Source organism: Synechococcus sp. W65.1, assembly GCF_047461615.1.
GTDB lineage: Bacteria > Cyanobacteriota > Cyanobacteriia > Thermostichales > Thermostichaceae > Thermostichus.
In genome coordinates, this window is the sequence record NZ_JANSHI010000001.1 from 106,832 (window position 1) to 120,125 (window position 13,294).

At 61.7% G+C, this 13,294-nt stretch carries 11 protein-coding genes; 5 read left to right on the plus strand and 6 right to left on the minus strand.

Features of this window, described 5'->3' with window-relative positions; translation table 11 throughout:
• The first annotated feature begins 140 nt into the window (after positions 1 to 140).
• Positions 141 to 1,262 (plus strand): LptF/LptG family permease, encoded by a 1,122-nt coding sequence (locus NW806_RS00540; protein ID WP_414409611.1) that lies wholly within the window; start codon positions 141 to 143, stop codon positions 1,260 to 1,262.
• 5 nt (positions 1,263 to 1,267) lie between these two features.
• Here NW806_RS00540 and NW806_RS00545 read toward each other — a convergent pair whose 3' ends face one another.
• The gene (locus NW806_RS00545) at positions 1,268 to 2,263 is read right to left on the minus strand and encodes a phosphate ABC transporter substrate-binding protein (protein ID WP_414409612.1); all 996 of its coding nucleotides are present in this window, start codon (positions 2,261 to 2,263) and stop codon (positions 1,268 to 1,270) included.
• A gap of 58 nt (positions 2,264 to 2,321) precedes the next feature.
• Positions 2,322 to 4,373 (minus strand): ribonuclease catalytic domain-containing protein, encoded by a 2,052-nt coding sequence (locus tag NW806_RS00550; RefSeq protein ID WP_414409613.1) that lies wholly within the window; start codon positions 4,371 to 4,373, stop codon positions 2,322 to 2,324.
• A gap of 311 nt (positions 4,374 to 4,684) precedes the next feature.
• On the opposite strand from NW806_RS00550, the gene NW806_RS00555 reads away from it, so the two are divergent.
• Together NW806_RS00555 and NW806_RS00560 are read left to right on the plus strand one after the other, a co-directional pair.
• Entirely contained in the window at positions 4,685 to 5,317 is a 633-nt protein-coding gene (locus NW806_RS00555; protein WP_414409614.1) for a response regulator transcription factor, read from the plus strand.
• A 116-nt stretch (positions 5,318 to 5,433) separates the two neighbouring features.
• On the plus strand, positions 5,434 to 6,642 hold the full coding sequence (locus NW806_RS00560) for a Coenzyme F420 hydrogenase/dehydrogenase, beta subunit C-terminal domain (RefSeq protein ID WP_414409615.1): 1,209 nt from the start codon (positions 5,434 to 5,436) through the stop codon (positions 6,640 to 6,642).
• Between the two features lie 3 nt (positions 6,643 to 6,645).
• On the opposite strand, the gene NW806_RS00565 is transcribed toward NW806_RS00560, so the two are convergent.
• Positions 6,646 to 7,836: an aspartate aminotransferase gene (locus tag NW806_RS00565; protein WP_414409616.1), complete on the minus strand. Its 1,191-nt coding sequence runs from the start codon at positions 7,834 to 7,836 to the stop codon at positions 6,646 to 6,648.
• Between the two features lie 139 nt (positions 7,837 to 7,975).
• Between NW806_RS00565 and der the strand changes: the two genes are divergently transcribed.
• Together der and smpB are read left to right on the plus strand one after the other, a co-directional pair.
• A complete protein-coding gene (gene der / locus NW806_RS00570) occupies positions 7,976 to 9,349 on the plus strand; it encodes a ribosome biogenesis GTPase Der (RefSeq protein WP_414409617.1) in 1,374 nt (457 codons plus the stop codon).
• Between the two features lie 31 nt (positions 9,350 to 9,380).
• A complete protein-coding gene (smpB, locus tag NW806_RS00575) occupies positions 9,381 to 9,845 on the plus strand; it encodes an SsrA-binding protein SmpB (protein WP_414393409.1) in 465 nt (154 codons plus the stop codon).
• A gap of 73 nt (positions 9,846 to 9,918) precedes the next feature.
• Here smpB and NW806_RS00580 read toward each other — a convergent pair whose 3' ends face one another.
• The 3 genes from NW806_RS00580 to NW806_RS00590 all read right to left on the minus strand — a co-directional run bounded on the left by NW806_RS00580 (position 9,919) and on the right by NW806_RS00590 (position 13,253).
• Positions 9,919 to 10,521, minus strand: coding sequence for a glutathione S-transferase family protein (locus tag NW806_RS00580; RefSeq protein ID WP_414409618.1), 603 nt, complete (start codon positions 10,519 to 10,521; stop codon positions 9,919 to 9,921).
• Positions 10,522 to 10,590: 69 nt separating this feature from the next.
• Positions 10,591 to 11,598, minus strand: a complete 1,008-nt coding sequence (gene era, locus NW806_RS00585; protein WP_414393405.1) for a GTPase Era — start codon at positions 11,596 to 11,598, stop codon at positions 10,591 to 10,593.
• A gap of 8 nt (positions 11,599 to 11,606) precedes the next feature.
• Positions 11,607 to 13,253 carry a SpoIID/LytB domain-containing protein gene (locus NW806_RS00590; protein ID WP_414409619.1) on the minus strand — a complete coding sequence of 549 codons (1,647 nt, stop codon included), beginning with the start codon at positions 13,251 to 13,253 and terminating at the stop codon, positions 11,607 to 11,609.
• Between the last annotated feature and the right edge of the window lie 41 nt (positions 13,254 to 13,294).

The following is a 13,294-nucleotide window of genomic DNA, read 5'->3' on the forward strand; positions in this document are numbered from 1 at the left end:
CGTTAACAGCCTTCACCTCTTGGGCGAAGGGCTGGCTGTCCCAACTACCCTTAGGTTGCGTGAAACTCTCCTCTCCCCCCACTCCTTGTTCGGTCAAGCAGTCTTGCCGCAGGCTCTCCCTCGTCTGTGCAGTAGGCCTGATGGATCGCTACATCCTCTCCGAGATGCTCCTGCCGTTTCTCTTTGGGGTGGGGGCGTTTACCACCCTGGTGATGGCCGTGAGCTCTCTGTTTGAGCTGGTGCGCCTGGTGGTGGAGGCGGGGCTATCGATTGCAGTGGCCCTGCAGGTGTTTCTGCTGCGGGCACCGGGGATCATCGTCTTGACGTTTCCCATGGCAATGTTGTTGGCGACGTTGCTGGCCTATGGGCGCCTGTCTGCCGATAGCGAGATCACGGCTCTACGCGCCTGCGGCGTGAGCCTCTACCGCCTGGTGGTGCCGGCTGTCCTGCTCAGCTTGTTGGTAACGGCGCTAACGTTTCTGTTCAACGAGCTGGTGGTGCCGGTGAGCAATCGCCAGGCAGCCTTGACTTTAAACCGCGCTTTGAACCGGCATCCTGACTTTCGCCGCGAGAACATCCTCTACCAAGAATTTGGCGAGATCCTCACGCCGGAGCCCGATGGCAGCTTTTCCCGACGGCAAGGGCTAACCCGTCAGTTTTACGCCCGCAGCTTCGATGGCCAAGAGATGCGCGGCGTGATCGTCCTGGATGTCTCTAACGAGGCTCTCAGTCAAATTCTGCTGGCGCAGCGGGGGCGCTGGGATCCCCGGGAGAACCTCTGGGTGTTTGAGGAGGGCACCACCTACATCGTTTCGCCCGACGGCACCTACAGCAACATCGCCACCTTTGCCCGCCAAGAGCTGCGTCTGTCGCGGGTGCCGCTGGATTTGGCCCAGGAGGTTCGCAGCCCCGAGGAGATGAACATTCCAGAGCTGCGCCGCTACATTGAGGTTCTTGCCAGCTCAGGGGATCTGCAGCGGGTACGCCGCCTCCAGGTCAACCTTAGCCAGAAGTACGCCATCCCCTTTGCCTGTCTGGCCTTCACCCTGATCGGGGCCCCGCTGGGCCTACGACCCCAGCGCACCAGTTCTTCTTTGGGCTTGGGCCTCAGCGTGCTGATTATCTTTGCCTACTACGTGCTCCTGTTTGTCAGCCAGGCGCTGGGGCAGATTGGGACGCTGGGGCCAGAGGTGGCAGCTTGGCTGCCCAACTTCGTCTGCCTAGGCATAGGGGGGGCCTTGCTCTACCGCGCCAACCGCTAGGCTGGCTAGCGCAGCGGGATGAACTCGGTGCGGCCAATGATCTGTTGGCCTTGATCCGAGAGGGCGTAGTTAATGAAGTCAGCCACCACGGGGCTGGTCTTTCGCGGCACCACCAAGAACACGTTGCGGGCCAGCGGGTAGCGGCCACTTTGAATGGCCTCGCGGGTGGGCATCTGGCCGTCGATGGGCACCATCCTCACCGTTTGCTGGTTCTGCACTTGATCCACGGTGCTGTAGGTGATGCCGTCTTCCCCCAGCGCCCGCAGGAGAGGAGTGGTGACATCTTCGGTGGCGGTGGTGAAGTAAGGGGGGTTGTCGGGGGCAAAGGGCAGCCCCAGCAACACCAGCTCTTGGAAAACGCTGTAGGTGCCACTCCGGGGAGCGCGGTTGAGGACACGAATCCGCCGATCCGGACCGCCCACCTGGCTCCAGTTGGTAATCCGACCCTGGAAGATATCGGCCAATTGCTGCAGCGTCAGGCCGCCCTTGTAGGGGTTGTTGACCCCCACCGCCACCGCCAGCGCATCCTTGGCCACTGGGATGGCCTGCAAACCCGCCTGCACCTCCGTGGCGTTGAGGGGGCGGGAGCTGGCAGCAAGCTGGATGCGGCCCTCCATCAGCGCCTTAAGGCCAGCATTGGAGCCGTTGGGCTTGCCATCCGGGATCCCGTAGGTAATGGGGATGCTGGGGTTGCGCTGGCTGTAGCCAGACTTCAAGGCCAAGACGATGCGGACCATCGTGACGCTGCCATCCATCTGCAGCACCGCCGGGTTGGGCAGGGAAGTGTCCAGGTTAACGGAGCTGGCAGGGGGATTGGGGGCCTGTGCCTGGGGAAGGTTGGGTGCCGCTGGGGCTTGCGGCTGAGCAGTCGGGCTCCCAGAGGTGCGGCTAAGCCAGGAGCTGAGCAAGCCTGAACGATGGGCATACCAGCCGCCCCCTCCCAAGATGGCAATCAGGAGAATGTAGACAATCGGCGGCGGGCCAGAAGGTCGTGTGGCCATGGAACTCCTCCTGGGGAACGGGGATAACCCTCCTCTGTTGTATCAGCTACCCCCCTCTTTAGGGAGCAAAGTCTCTTACCTCCCGCAACTCAATCACATCGGCACGGGGATCTGCTTGGAGAACCTCCAACTCAATCCAAGCCCCCAGCGGCACCTGCCGCTCCAAGCGCACCGGCACGCGAAAGGCAATCTCATCCAGCATGGCCATCACCAGGTTCTCCTCCTCGCGCAGATAGCCCAGAACCAAGGCCCGCCAAGTCTGCCCTGGTCGCTGGCGCAGGTACTCAATGCTCCAGTAGCGCTTGGACTTGCGCTCCACCTGAGCGGCCTCGGCCGTGCCTGGCTCAATGCCTAGCAACACCTGCTGTACCTCGGCTTCTGTCAAGGGCAGGGGATCCCCGCGCAAAAAGGCCTTGATCTGGTAGTGCGCCACCAGATCCAGGTAGCGGCGAATTGGGGAAGTTACCTGGCAGTAGGCATCAAGGCCCAGGCCCGCGTGCCGCTCGGGTTGCGTGGCCACCTCTGCCCGCGACAGACACCGCATGATGGCAAAGGACCTGACCGGCCCCTGGGGGTACAGCTCCAAAACTTCCGGCGGGGGCAGTTCGGGAGCAGGCTGCAGGCGGTAGGGCACCGGGATCCCATGCTGGCGGGCAAAGCGAGCGGCTACCTCGCCGGCCAGCACCATCATTTCCGCCACCATCTGCCGCGCCGGCGTATCCTCAATAACGCGCAGGTGGGGGATCTCGTCGATGACCTTGATGTCCTGCTCCGGCAGGCCAATAGGGATCGCCCCTTGCCCAAGTCGCCAGGTGTAGCGCCAGCGGGCTGCCCGAGCAATGGCTGTCAGCTGCGGCTCTGCCTCCAACTCCAGCATCTCGTCGGCATCGTCGTAGGTGAGGCGGTAGTTTACCTGGATTTGGCTAAGGCAAATTTCGTAGTCGCGCACCGCCCCGTCGCCTCCCAGGCGAATGCCAAAGCTAAGGGCAGGCCGCACCTCCCCCTGCACCAAACTCATAGGACCAGTGGACAGCTCTGGCGGGAACATCGGGATCACCCGCTCTGGCAGGTAGACACTGGTACCCCGCCGGCGGGCCTCTAGATCTAGAGGATCCCCCCACTGCACCCAACAACTGGGATCGGCAATGTGGATCCAAAGCTTCGCCTCGTCCTCCGACCAAAACTCGACGCTGAGGGCATCGTCGATGTCGCGAGTGCTGGCGTCGTCAATGGTGTAGGTGTGAAGATGAGTGAGATCCCGACGCCGATGGGACTCCAGGAAGGGAGGGGGGCCGCCCAGCAAAGTTTGGGTGTAGCGCTCCACCTCTTTGGGGAACTGGGTGGGGATCCCCGTAAGGCGCAGGGCCAGGTTCTCGTGGCGGCTCCACAGTCCCAAAGCCACCAACGCCTCAAAAGCTCCCTGGGGCGTGTCGGGGAATCCCAGGAGCCGCAGCAGGTGGGAAGCCCGCTCGCGATCCGAGGGGGTGAGGTTGTGGGAAAGATCCTCGTAGTTGCGAAGGCTATCGGGTGCTCCCTGCAAAGCTAAGCGCTCCAACAGCTCCAGACGAGCCCGTTCCGCCGGGGTCCAAGTGTACTTTTGCCCAGGCTGGGCCACCGCTGCTTTTAGGCGGGCCTCAAACTCGGCCTGCTCCTGCTGCCGCTGCTGGGCGACAGCAATTTGATGGAGAATTTCCTTTACCTGTGCCGGCGGGCGCGGCTCGTAGCCTTCTCCCTTCTCCTTAAAGTAAATGTAATCCTCGCTCAAAAGGCGGTAGGCTGCATAGGTGGAGACCGGCGAATCGTCGGAAAACAACAACTGCGCCATCTCCGACAGGCTCAGGGGCCGCCGCTCCTCCTGAACCAATTCCCAGGCCAAAGCCAAGCTCTCGGGATCCAGCTTCGCCTGAACCGCCTGCCAAAAGCTGGGGATGTCGGAAACGGTAAAGTTGGAATTGCCGTTCAGGGCAAACGTAATTTGGCGGGGGTGAACGCTGTAAACCTGCCCTGAGGGCACCTCCAACAGCAGGTTCTTTTTGCCCTCCGTGCCCTGAACTACAGCCAATAGCCGCTCGTTATTGTGGCGAAACTCTACCAGCGTACCCTTTTCCACCCTCTCTACCCAGCCAGGCTCACGCTTGCTGCTCTCAACATTCTCCCCTAGCTCTGCCTTCCTTGACTATGGGAAAAACCCGCCAAGCAAACTTACCCTAAAAGGCTAGGTGGAGGCTGCTAGCTGCCAGGGATCCCAAGACAGAGCTTGCTGAAGCCCCTCCTAGCTGGTTGAAGAAAATCTACACAAGCCAGTGGAAACCATCAGGAGCAAGGTAGAATCTTGGCCGTAGATTCTGGGTCTCTCCATCTCCAAAAGTTTACCTAGCAAGTCCCGGTCATCTGGGCTTGCCAGCAACGACGAGGTTAGCCGTGGACGCCCCAAAGCGCTTACTGGTTGTTGATGACGATCCCAATCTCGTCCTCCTGGTGAAGGATTACCTGGAGTTTCGCGGCTACGAGGTGGTGGCAGCCAGCAATGGTCTGGAAGCCCTGGAGGTGATGCGCCGCTTGATTCCGGATCTCATCATCTGCGATGTGATGATGCCGGAGATGGATGGCTACACTTTTGTCCAGACCCTTCGCTCCGATAGGGCCACGGATTGGATCCCGGTCATTTTTCTCTCGGCGCGGGGGCAAACGGCAGATCGGGTGCGCGGGCTCAATACGGGGGCAGACGCCTACCTGGTCAAGCCCTTTGAACCGGAAGAGCTGGTGGCGCAGGTGGAAGCTACCCTCAAACGCACGGAGCGCCTGTTGCAAATGCAAGGTGCCCCCGTTCAGCCGGTCATCCAGCTGGATTGGGAAGTAGAGCTTACCTCTACGGAAACCAAGGTGCTCCAGTACGTAGCCAGGGGCATGTCCAACCGCGAGATTGCCGAGGTGATGAGGGTGAGCCAGCGCACCATCGAAAGCCATGTCAGCAACATGCTAGCCAAAACCGGCCTGCACAATCGCACCGAGCTGGCCCGCTGGGCCATAGAAAGTGGTTTGGGCAGAGGCTAAAGGGCTTGGCAGGATCGCAGATCCCTCAACTTCTCTGCCCGCTGTCTGCGGTTTTGGCGGCAAACTGTAAGGAGGTACCCGCCCAGGGCTCCTGTGTCGGCTAGGGTCTAGACCTTATGGGATCTCGTCCACCGCGTCCGGCTCGGCCCATTCGCTCCGGCCACTATCCAGCCAAAGAGCTGTGTAGCCAGTGCGGCCTCTGCGATACCCGCTATGTCGCCCATGTCAAAGAGGCCTGTGCCTTTTTAAACCAGCAATTTACCCACCTGGAAGAGCAAACCCACGGGCGATCCCGAGAATCGCTGCGCTCCAAGTCGCCTGCTGTCAGCGATACCGACTACTTCGGCGTCTACGAGGCAATGTACACGGCCCGCAAGCGGGATCCGATCCCTGGCGCCCAGTGGACGGGCATTGTCAGCAGCATTGGCATGAAAGCTCTCAGCAGCGGCTTAGTGGAAGGCGTGGTGTGCGTGCAGGCGGATCCCCAGGACCGCTTTCAGCCGCGGCCTATCTTGGCGCGTACCCCGGAGGCAGTTTTGGCGGCGCGGGTTAACAAGCCAACGCTATCGCCCAACTTGTCGGTCTTAGAGGAGGTGGAGCAAAGCGGCCTCAAGCGCCTCTTGGTCATCGGCGTAGGCTGCCAGATTCAGGCTTTGCGGGCGGTGGAGAACAAGCTGGGCCTGGAGAAGCTCTATGTGTTGGGCACCCCCTGTGTGGACAACGTCAGCCGCGCGGGGCTGCAAAAATTTTTGGAAACCACCAGTCGCTCCCCGCAGACGGTAGTGCACTACGAGTTCATGCAGGATTTCCACATCCACTTCAAACACGAAGATGGCTCGGTGGAAAAGGTGCCTTTCTTTGCTCTCAAGACCAAAGAACTCAAAGACGTGTTTGCCCCCTCCTGCCTCACCTGTTTTGACTACGTCAACAGCCTGGCCGACCTGGTGGTGGGCTACATGGGATCCCCCTTTGGCTGGCAGTGGCTGGTGGTGCGCAACTCGCGCGGGCGGGAGCTCCTGGATCTGGTTTGGGAAGAGCTGGAAACCCAACCGGTGATCTCGCAGGGATCGCGGCAAGCGGCAGTGCAACAGGGGATCCAAGCCTATGAGCAAGCCTTGAGCTTGCCCCTATGGCTGGCTCGGATCTTGGGGGCAGCCATCCAGCGCTTTGGGCCCCGCGGCCTGGAGTATGCCCGCTTTTCCATCGACTCCCACTTTGTCCGCAACTATCTCTATGTGCGCCGCCACTATCCCCACAAGCTGGAGCGGCATGTCCCTCCCTTTGCCCGGCGGATTGTGGAGCAGTATCACCTTCCGAAAGACTGAGGCTCAGCAGTAGCGGATCCCGGCCTCGGCCCAGCGGTCGATGGCCTGCCCTATGCGCTCGCAGTCGGCAATGAGGCTAATCCGTACGTAGCCCTCTCCCCCTTCTCCAAAAGCGTTGCCAGGGGTTACGACCACGCCTGTGGACTCCAAAACCCGCAGGGCAAACTCCGTCGAGCCTTCGGGGGTGCCGTCGACGGTGCGGGGCGTGGGGATCCAGAGGTACATCGTCGCCCGCGGCGGCTCGATCTGCCAGCCCAACTCCGCCAGGCGGGCAATGAGATAGTCGCGCCGGCGGCGGTAGCGCTCTTTCACCTCCTCCAAGTAGCTATTGGGCAGGCGCAGGGCAGTTTCGGCGGCCTTTTGGATAGCTCCAAAAACGCCGTAGTCGAGGTTGGTCTTTAGGGTGCGCAGGCTCTGGATGATCTGGCGGTTGCCCACCACAAACCCTACCCGCCAGCCGGCCATGTTGTAGGTTTTGGAGAGGGTGTGGAACTCTACTGCCAGGTTCTTGGCACCGGGGATCTGCAGCAGGCTGGTGGGCCGATAGCCGTCAAAGGCCAGCTCGGCGTAGCACAGGTCGTGCACCAAGAGCAGGTCGTATCGGCAGGCAAACTCCACCACTTCTTCAAAAAAGGAGCGGGGCGCCACCGCCGTTGTCGGGTTGTTGGGGTAGTTAAAGTAGAGCAGCCGCGCTTGCTTGGCCACCTCCGGCGGGATCTCCTGCAGGTCAATGAGCCACCCTTTTTCCGGACGCAGCAGCAGCGGGTAGATCTGGCCGCCGGCAATCAAGGGGCCGCGAAAATGGGGCGGGTAGGCGGGGCTAGGCACCAGCACCAGATCCCCGGGATCCACATAGGCCAAGGCCAGGTGGGTCAGGCCCTCTTTGGAGCCCAGAAGAGGCAGCACCTCGTCATTGGGATCTAGCTCCACTCCATAGCGGCGCCAGTACCACTCGGCAATGGCCTGGCGGAAGCTAGCTGTGCCCTCAAAGGGAGGGTAGCCGTGGTGGAGGGGATCGGCAATGGCCGCCTGGGCTGCTTCCACCACGGGCTGGGGGGTGGGGCCATCGGGGTTGCCCATGCCCAGATCGATCAAATCCAGCCCCTGCTGGCGGGCGCGGGCCTTGAGCTCGTCCAGCCGGGCAAAGACATAGGCAGGCAGCTTGCGCAGGCGTTGGGCAGGGGCAAGGTTCATAAAGCCACGGAATTGGGGTTAACTGCACAGCTTACCGCCAGAGCGGCTCCCAAGGCAATCTAGAGCAAGGCCAGTCTTGGGCGGCAGGAAAGCCAACGGCTAGGATAGAGATCCAGCTTTGGCTTTCTCAACAGCAGCCGTGCCCTTACCTCTAGTAGCTGTTGTGGGTCGCCCCAACGTGGGCAAGTCCAGCCTCGTCAATCGCATGGCGGGGGTACGGGCGGCCATTGTCCACGACGAGCCTGGCATAACGCGGGATCGCCTCTACCAAGAGGTGGAGTGGAATGGGCGCCGCCTGCGGGTGGTGGATACGGGCGGACTGGTCTTTGGCGACGACAGCGAATTTTTGCCCCATATTCGCCAGCAGGCCATGGCAGCGATGGCCGAAGCGCACGCGGTGATCTTCGTGGTGGATGGCCGCGAAGGGCTGACCCCCGCCGACAAAGAATTGGCCGATTGGCTGCGCAAACAACCCCTGCCAGTGGTGGTGGCCGTCAACAAGTGCGAGTCAGGGCAACTGGGCCTGGCCCAGGCGGCAGTCTTCTGGAAGCTGGGGCTGGGCGAGCCGATCCCCTGCTCTGCCCTCCACGGCAATGGCGTGGCAGAGGTGCTGGAGGCAGTGCTGCCCCATCTGCCAGGAGGGGAGGAAGCCGCAACTGAAGCAGAGCCCATTGCCGTGGCCATTGTTGGCCGGCCCAATGTGGGCAAGTCCAGCCTGCTCAACCGCCTAGTAGGATCCGAGCGGGCCATTGTCAGCCCCATCGCCGGCACCACCCGCGATGCCATCGACACCCTGGTGGAGTGGGAGGGGCAGACCTACCGCCTCATCGACACAGCCGGGATCCGTAGGAAAAGCCGGGTGGAGTACGGGGTGGAGTTTTTCAGCATCAACCGGGCCTTCAAGGCCATTCGGCGCTCAGACGTGGTGCTGCTGGTCATTGACGCCTTGGAGGGGGTAACCGAGCAGGATCAGCGGCTGGCTGGCCGCATTGAGGAAGAGGGCCGCGCCTGCATTATCGTCGTCAACAAGTGGGATGCAGTGGAAAAGGATACCTACACCATCAACGAGTACACCCGCGAGCTCCGCGAGCGGCTTTACTTCATCGACTGGGCGCCCCTGTTGCTTGTTAGCGCCCTTACGGGGCAGCGCACCCACAAGATCTTCGCTGAGGTCAACACCGTGGTAGCTGCCCATCGCAAACGCATCCCCACCTCCGTGGTCAACGAAGTGCTGCAGGATGCCCTTGCTTGGCAATCGCCCCCCGCCAACCGCCAGGGCAGGCAGGGCAAGATCTACTACGGCACTCAGATAGCAGAGCAGCCCCCCACTTTCCTCCTTTTTGTCAACGATCCCGATCTCTTCAAAGAAAACTACCGCCGCTACCTGGAAAAACACTTCCGGCAAAACTTAGACTTTGCCGGCACTCCCCTCCGCTTTATCTGGCGCGGCAAGTCGGAGCGGCGGGTGGCCCAGGAAGTGCGCAAGCTGGAGGGATCCCTGGCCTCCCCCTAGGATTGGAGTTAACCAAACCTCAAAAAAGCCTATGGCTGTGGATCCCAACGTCAAAACTCTAGTGGAAAACCGCCGCGCCCGCTTTGAGTATGAGATCTTGGAGACCTACGAAGCTGGGCTCCAACTCACCGGCACGGAGGTCAAGTCCATCCGAGCAGGCAAAGCCAATCTCCAAGATGCCTTTGCGCTCTTTCGCGATGGCGAGGCCTGGCTGCACAACTTGCATGTTGCCCCCCACGGGACTACCAGCAAGGAGTTCAACCACGATCCCACCCGCCGCCGCAAGCTGCTGCTGCACCGCCGTGAGATTGATCGCCTGCGGGGTTTGGTGGAGCAAAAGGGCCTGACGGTAGTTCCCCTGCGGCTCGTGCTCAACCGCGGCTGGATCAAAGCCCACCTGGGCGTGGCCCGCGGCAAAAAGCTCCACGACAAGCGGCAAGCCATTAAGGAACGGGAGACGCGGCGGGAAATCCAGCGCGAGCTCAAGGGGCGCTAGGGACTGCCGGCTCTCGGTAGCTCCGATGGGTAGCTGCCCGGCAACTCTCCGTCAATCGGCTGCAGGGGGACCTCTAGGCTCCAGGGAGAGGGAAAAAGCGCTCGGTGGCCTTGACCCGCTTACACCAGGCGCGGATGTTGGGGAAGGGCCTGAGGTCAAACCCGCCTTGCTCCGCCACGTGGGTATAGGTGAAGAGGGCCAGATCGGCGATGGTGTAGCGGTTGCCCACAAAGAATTCTTTCCCCTTCAGATGGCCTTCCATGATCTCCAAGGCCTCCGTGCCCAGTTTTAGGTTCTGGGCAATCAGCTCGGCGTTGGCCTCGGCCTGGCCAGTCCGCACGAGGAAGCGGGTAGTGGCAATGTAGCGAGCAATGCGGGTTTGCTCAAAAAACAGCCATTTCAGGATCTCAGCCCGCTCTAGCCGCGTTTGGCCATAGAGAGGGGTGTCTTCTGCTAGATAGACCAAGATTGCAGCCGACTCGGCCAAGACCGTGCCGTCTTCTAGCTCCAAGGCCGGGATCTGGCCCAAGGGGTTCTTGGCCAGGTACTCGGGGCGGCGGTTCTCGCCGGTGCGGGAGTTCACCTCAACCGTCTCATAGGGGATCCCCAGCTGCCTCAGAAGTAGCTCCACCTTGTAGCAATTGCCAGAGGTGGGGATCCCGTACAGTCGCAGCATGGTCGTTAGCCTTCCACAGGAAGCATTGCCATTTCCATGATTAGCTGCAACCGCCGCTCTGCTCAATCCCTACGTCTCGAGGCGGTAGCCGAAGTCGCGCAGGAGGTGCTCGGAGCGCCGCCAGTGGGGCCGCACCTTGACAAACAGCTCCAGGTACACCTTGCCGGCAATGAGCTTTTGAATCTGAAGTCGGGCAGCCTGGCCAATTTGCTTGAGCCTTTCCCCTCCCTTGCCAATGAGGATCCCTTTTTGCGAGTCCCGCTCTACGTAGAGGGTGGCCAAGACGCGGGTAACCTTGGGGGTTTCCTCCACCTGGTCGATGGTTACGGCCACCGAGTGGGGCACTTCCTCGCGGGTGTGCAGCAGCACCTGTTCCCGGATGAGCTCCGCCATGATGAATCGCTCTGGCTGATCGGTGACCAGGTTTGGCGGATAGTAGTAGGGCCCCGCAGGCAGCAGGTCAACAGTGACTTGGATAAGGGGTGGCAAGCTGCCGGGATCCAGGGCAGACACCCAAACCACCGGCGCAGCGGGCCGCAGGGCCTGGTAGCTCTCCTGGTGAGCTTGGCGCGTGGCAGCGTCTTTGAGGAGATCGGCTTTGTTGCAGACAAGGATGCAGGGGGTAGTGGCAGGGATTCGCTCCGCAATGAAAGCGTCACCGCGACCTGCTGGCACTGAGCCATCCACCACAAAGAGAACGACGTCCACACTCCCAATGGCGGCCTGGGCGTTGTGCACCAAGATCTCCCCCAGTCGGTGGAGGGGCTTGTGGATGCCAGGAGTATCCACCCAGATGATCTGGGCTTGGGGGAGGGAGAGGATCCCGCGCAGGCGGTTGCGAGTGGTCTGGGCCACAGGGGAGGTGATGGCGATCTTTTGACCTACCAGGGCGTTCATGAGAGTGGACTTGCCCACATTGGGCCGTCCAATGAGCGCCGCAAACCCCGACTTAAACCCTGGTGGGGCCGCGGGAAGGGCAGAGGGCTCCAACCCCCTTATTTGAACGGGCTCCAGCGGGGCTGAGATCTCCTGCTCCTCAAGCGGAGGATGGCCGGCATTCTGCTGCTCTGCTGCCATGGGGAACGCTACTTCTGGACGGACAAGGACTGGTCAGCCAGCGAAGCCTCGGGGAGGGATCCCAGCTTGGCCAGGGTCGTGCCAGGGTAGTAGAAAGCGAGGATCTCGGCTGCATTCAACCCCCGACGGGCTAGGGTGTAGGCGCCGTACTGGCTCAGCCCCACCCCATGGCCAAAGCCGCCGCCGATAAAGCGGTAGCCCGCTAGCTCCTTGCCCTGTTTTAGGGGCTCGACGCGAAACAGGGTGCTGTAGAGACGGGGAAAAGCTAGGCGCACCTGATCCTTGCGCAAAACCAGCGAGTGAGATCCTTGGGGTGTCTGCAGGTCCACTTGCAGCGCCTGAACCCGACCGCTGACCGAGCGCTCCAGAACCTGCAGCCCCTGGATGGTCGTCCACTCGGGGAGAGGGATCCCGAGGTACTCTTGGGCAGCCCGCAGCTGGGCGTTGAGCTCCGCCAGGGATTGGGAGAACTCCCAGCGGAAAAGGCGAGATACCCCTGCTTCATGGAAACCTTCCCGCTGCTCCAGAAAAGCCTTGAAGTCGCTCTCCCGCCGCAAATCAAAGGGCTGAGCGGGCTGGTGGGCGAGGTCAGCGCGGGGGCGCAGGTAAGGGCGCGGCTCGCCGTCCCAAACTTCTTCAAAGCCTGCCGAGATGCCGCCGTTGGAGGAAGAATACACAGCATCCACCAGCTTGCCATTGTAGGTAAGCACCAAGCCGCTGGTCTGGCGAACGGCCTCGTCCGCCCGCGGATGGGTTCCCGTCAGCCCCTTGTAGACCTGGCAGTGGGTGTTGGCACAGAGGTGGTAGTCGTCGACCTGAAAGCGGTGCAGGTTCTTGAGGGCGTAGGTGCGCGCCAGAATTGCCTGGGCGGCCATGGCGGCAAAGGGAGCTCCCGGCCCTACTTCGTGGGGCACCACCCCCCGCAGATAGGTTTCCAGCGGCACGGCGTTGACCACGGTGTAGCTGCCGTAGGCGTTAGGCTGAATGGTAATCGAGCCGGCATAGTAGCGGTCGTTTACCCGCAGATAGCCCGCGTCCGAGGTTACCTGAAGCCGGGTGCGGTGGTAGCGAAAGTGGCCATGCACCCAGCTTAGCTGGGTCTGTTGGCGCCGCTGCTGGACCTCAAGCCGCACCTGGGGGATCCCTTTGGCCTGGGCATAGCGCTGAATCTGGGCCAACTGCTGAGGGGTGTAGGCGCGGCTGGCCCACACTTGCCACTCCTGCGGCTGGGCAATCTCGGTGCGGATCCCTAAAGCCTGCCAACGCTTGGCGCTAGCCTCGGCGCTCTCAAAACTTTTGTGGCTGCTGAGAACAAGGCGGTACACGGTTTCTGGAGTGGCCAAGGCGCGGTTGACGATCCCGACGGTTACGCGCGGAGTGCGCTGCCTCTTGGTGCTGCCGTCGGCCTGGGGAAATTCCAGCGTCAGTAGCGAGCCGGTTGGCGCTGCCAACTCCACCTGATCCTGTTCAGAGCGACCAAACTGCTGCAGGATGCCCACCCGTAAGATCGGGTTTTGCGGGGTAGCCACCGTGGCCCAGGTTCCTCCGGGATCCCCTGTGGCGCGCAACGCCAAAGCCGCAAGCAGCACACCCCAGCCGAGCGTGCCCTGGAGAGGAAACCGCCGCTGGGTGGGGGGAGGTTGGTAACTGAGCATCGGCGCTTTATGCTGGTAACGCACCCGTTGATTCTACCTGC

Coding starts and splice junctions, on each gene's coding strand:
- NW806_RS00590 (WP_414409619.1), bottom strand. CDS start 13,253: ATGCTCAGTTACCAACCTCCCCCCACCCAGCGGCGGTTTCCTCTCCAG.
- NW806_RS00565 (WP_414409616.1), bottom strand. CDS start 7,836: ATGAACCTTGCCCCTGCCCAACGCCTGCGCAAGCTGCCTGCCTATGTC.
- smpB (WP_414393409.1), top strand. CDS start 9,381: ATGGCTGTGGATCCCAACGTCAAAACTCTAGTGGAAAACCGCCGCGCC.
- NW806_RS00540 (WP_414409611.1), top strand. CDS start 141: ATGGATCGCTACATCCTCTCCGAGATGCTCCTGCCGTTTCTCTTTGGG.
- NW806_RS00545 (WP_414409612.1), bottom strand. CDS start 2,263: ATGGCCACACGACCTTCTGGCCCGCCGCCGATTGTCTACATTCTCCTG.
- NW806_RS00580 (WP_414409618.1), bottom strand. CDS start 10,521: ATGCTGCGACTGTACGGGATCCCCACCTCTGGCAATTGCTACAAGGTG.
- NW806_RS00560 (WP_414409615.1), top strand. CDS start 5,434: ATGGGATCTCGTCCACCGCGTCCGGCTCGGCCCATTCGCTCCGGCCAC.
- era (WP_414393405.1), bottom strand. CDS start 11,598: ATGGCAGCAGAGCAGCAGAATGCCGGCCATCCTCCGCTTGAGGAGCAG.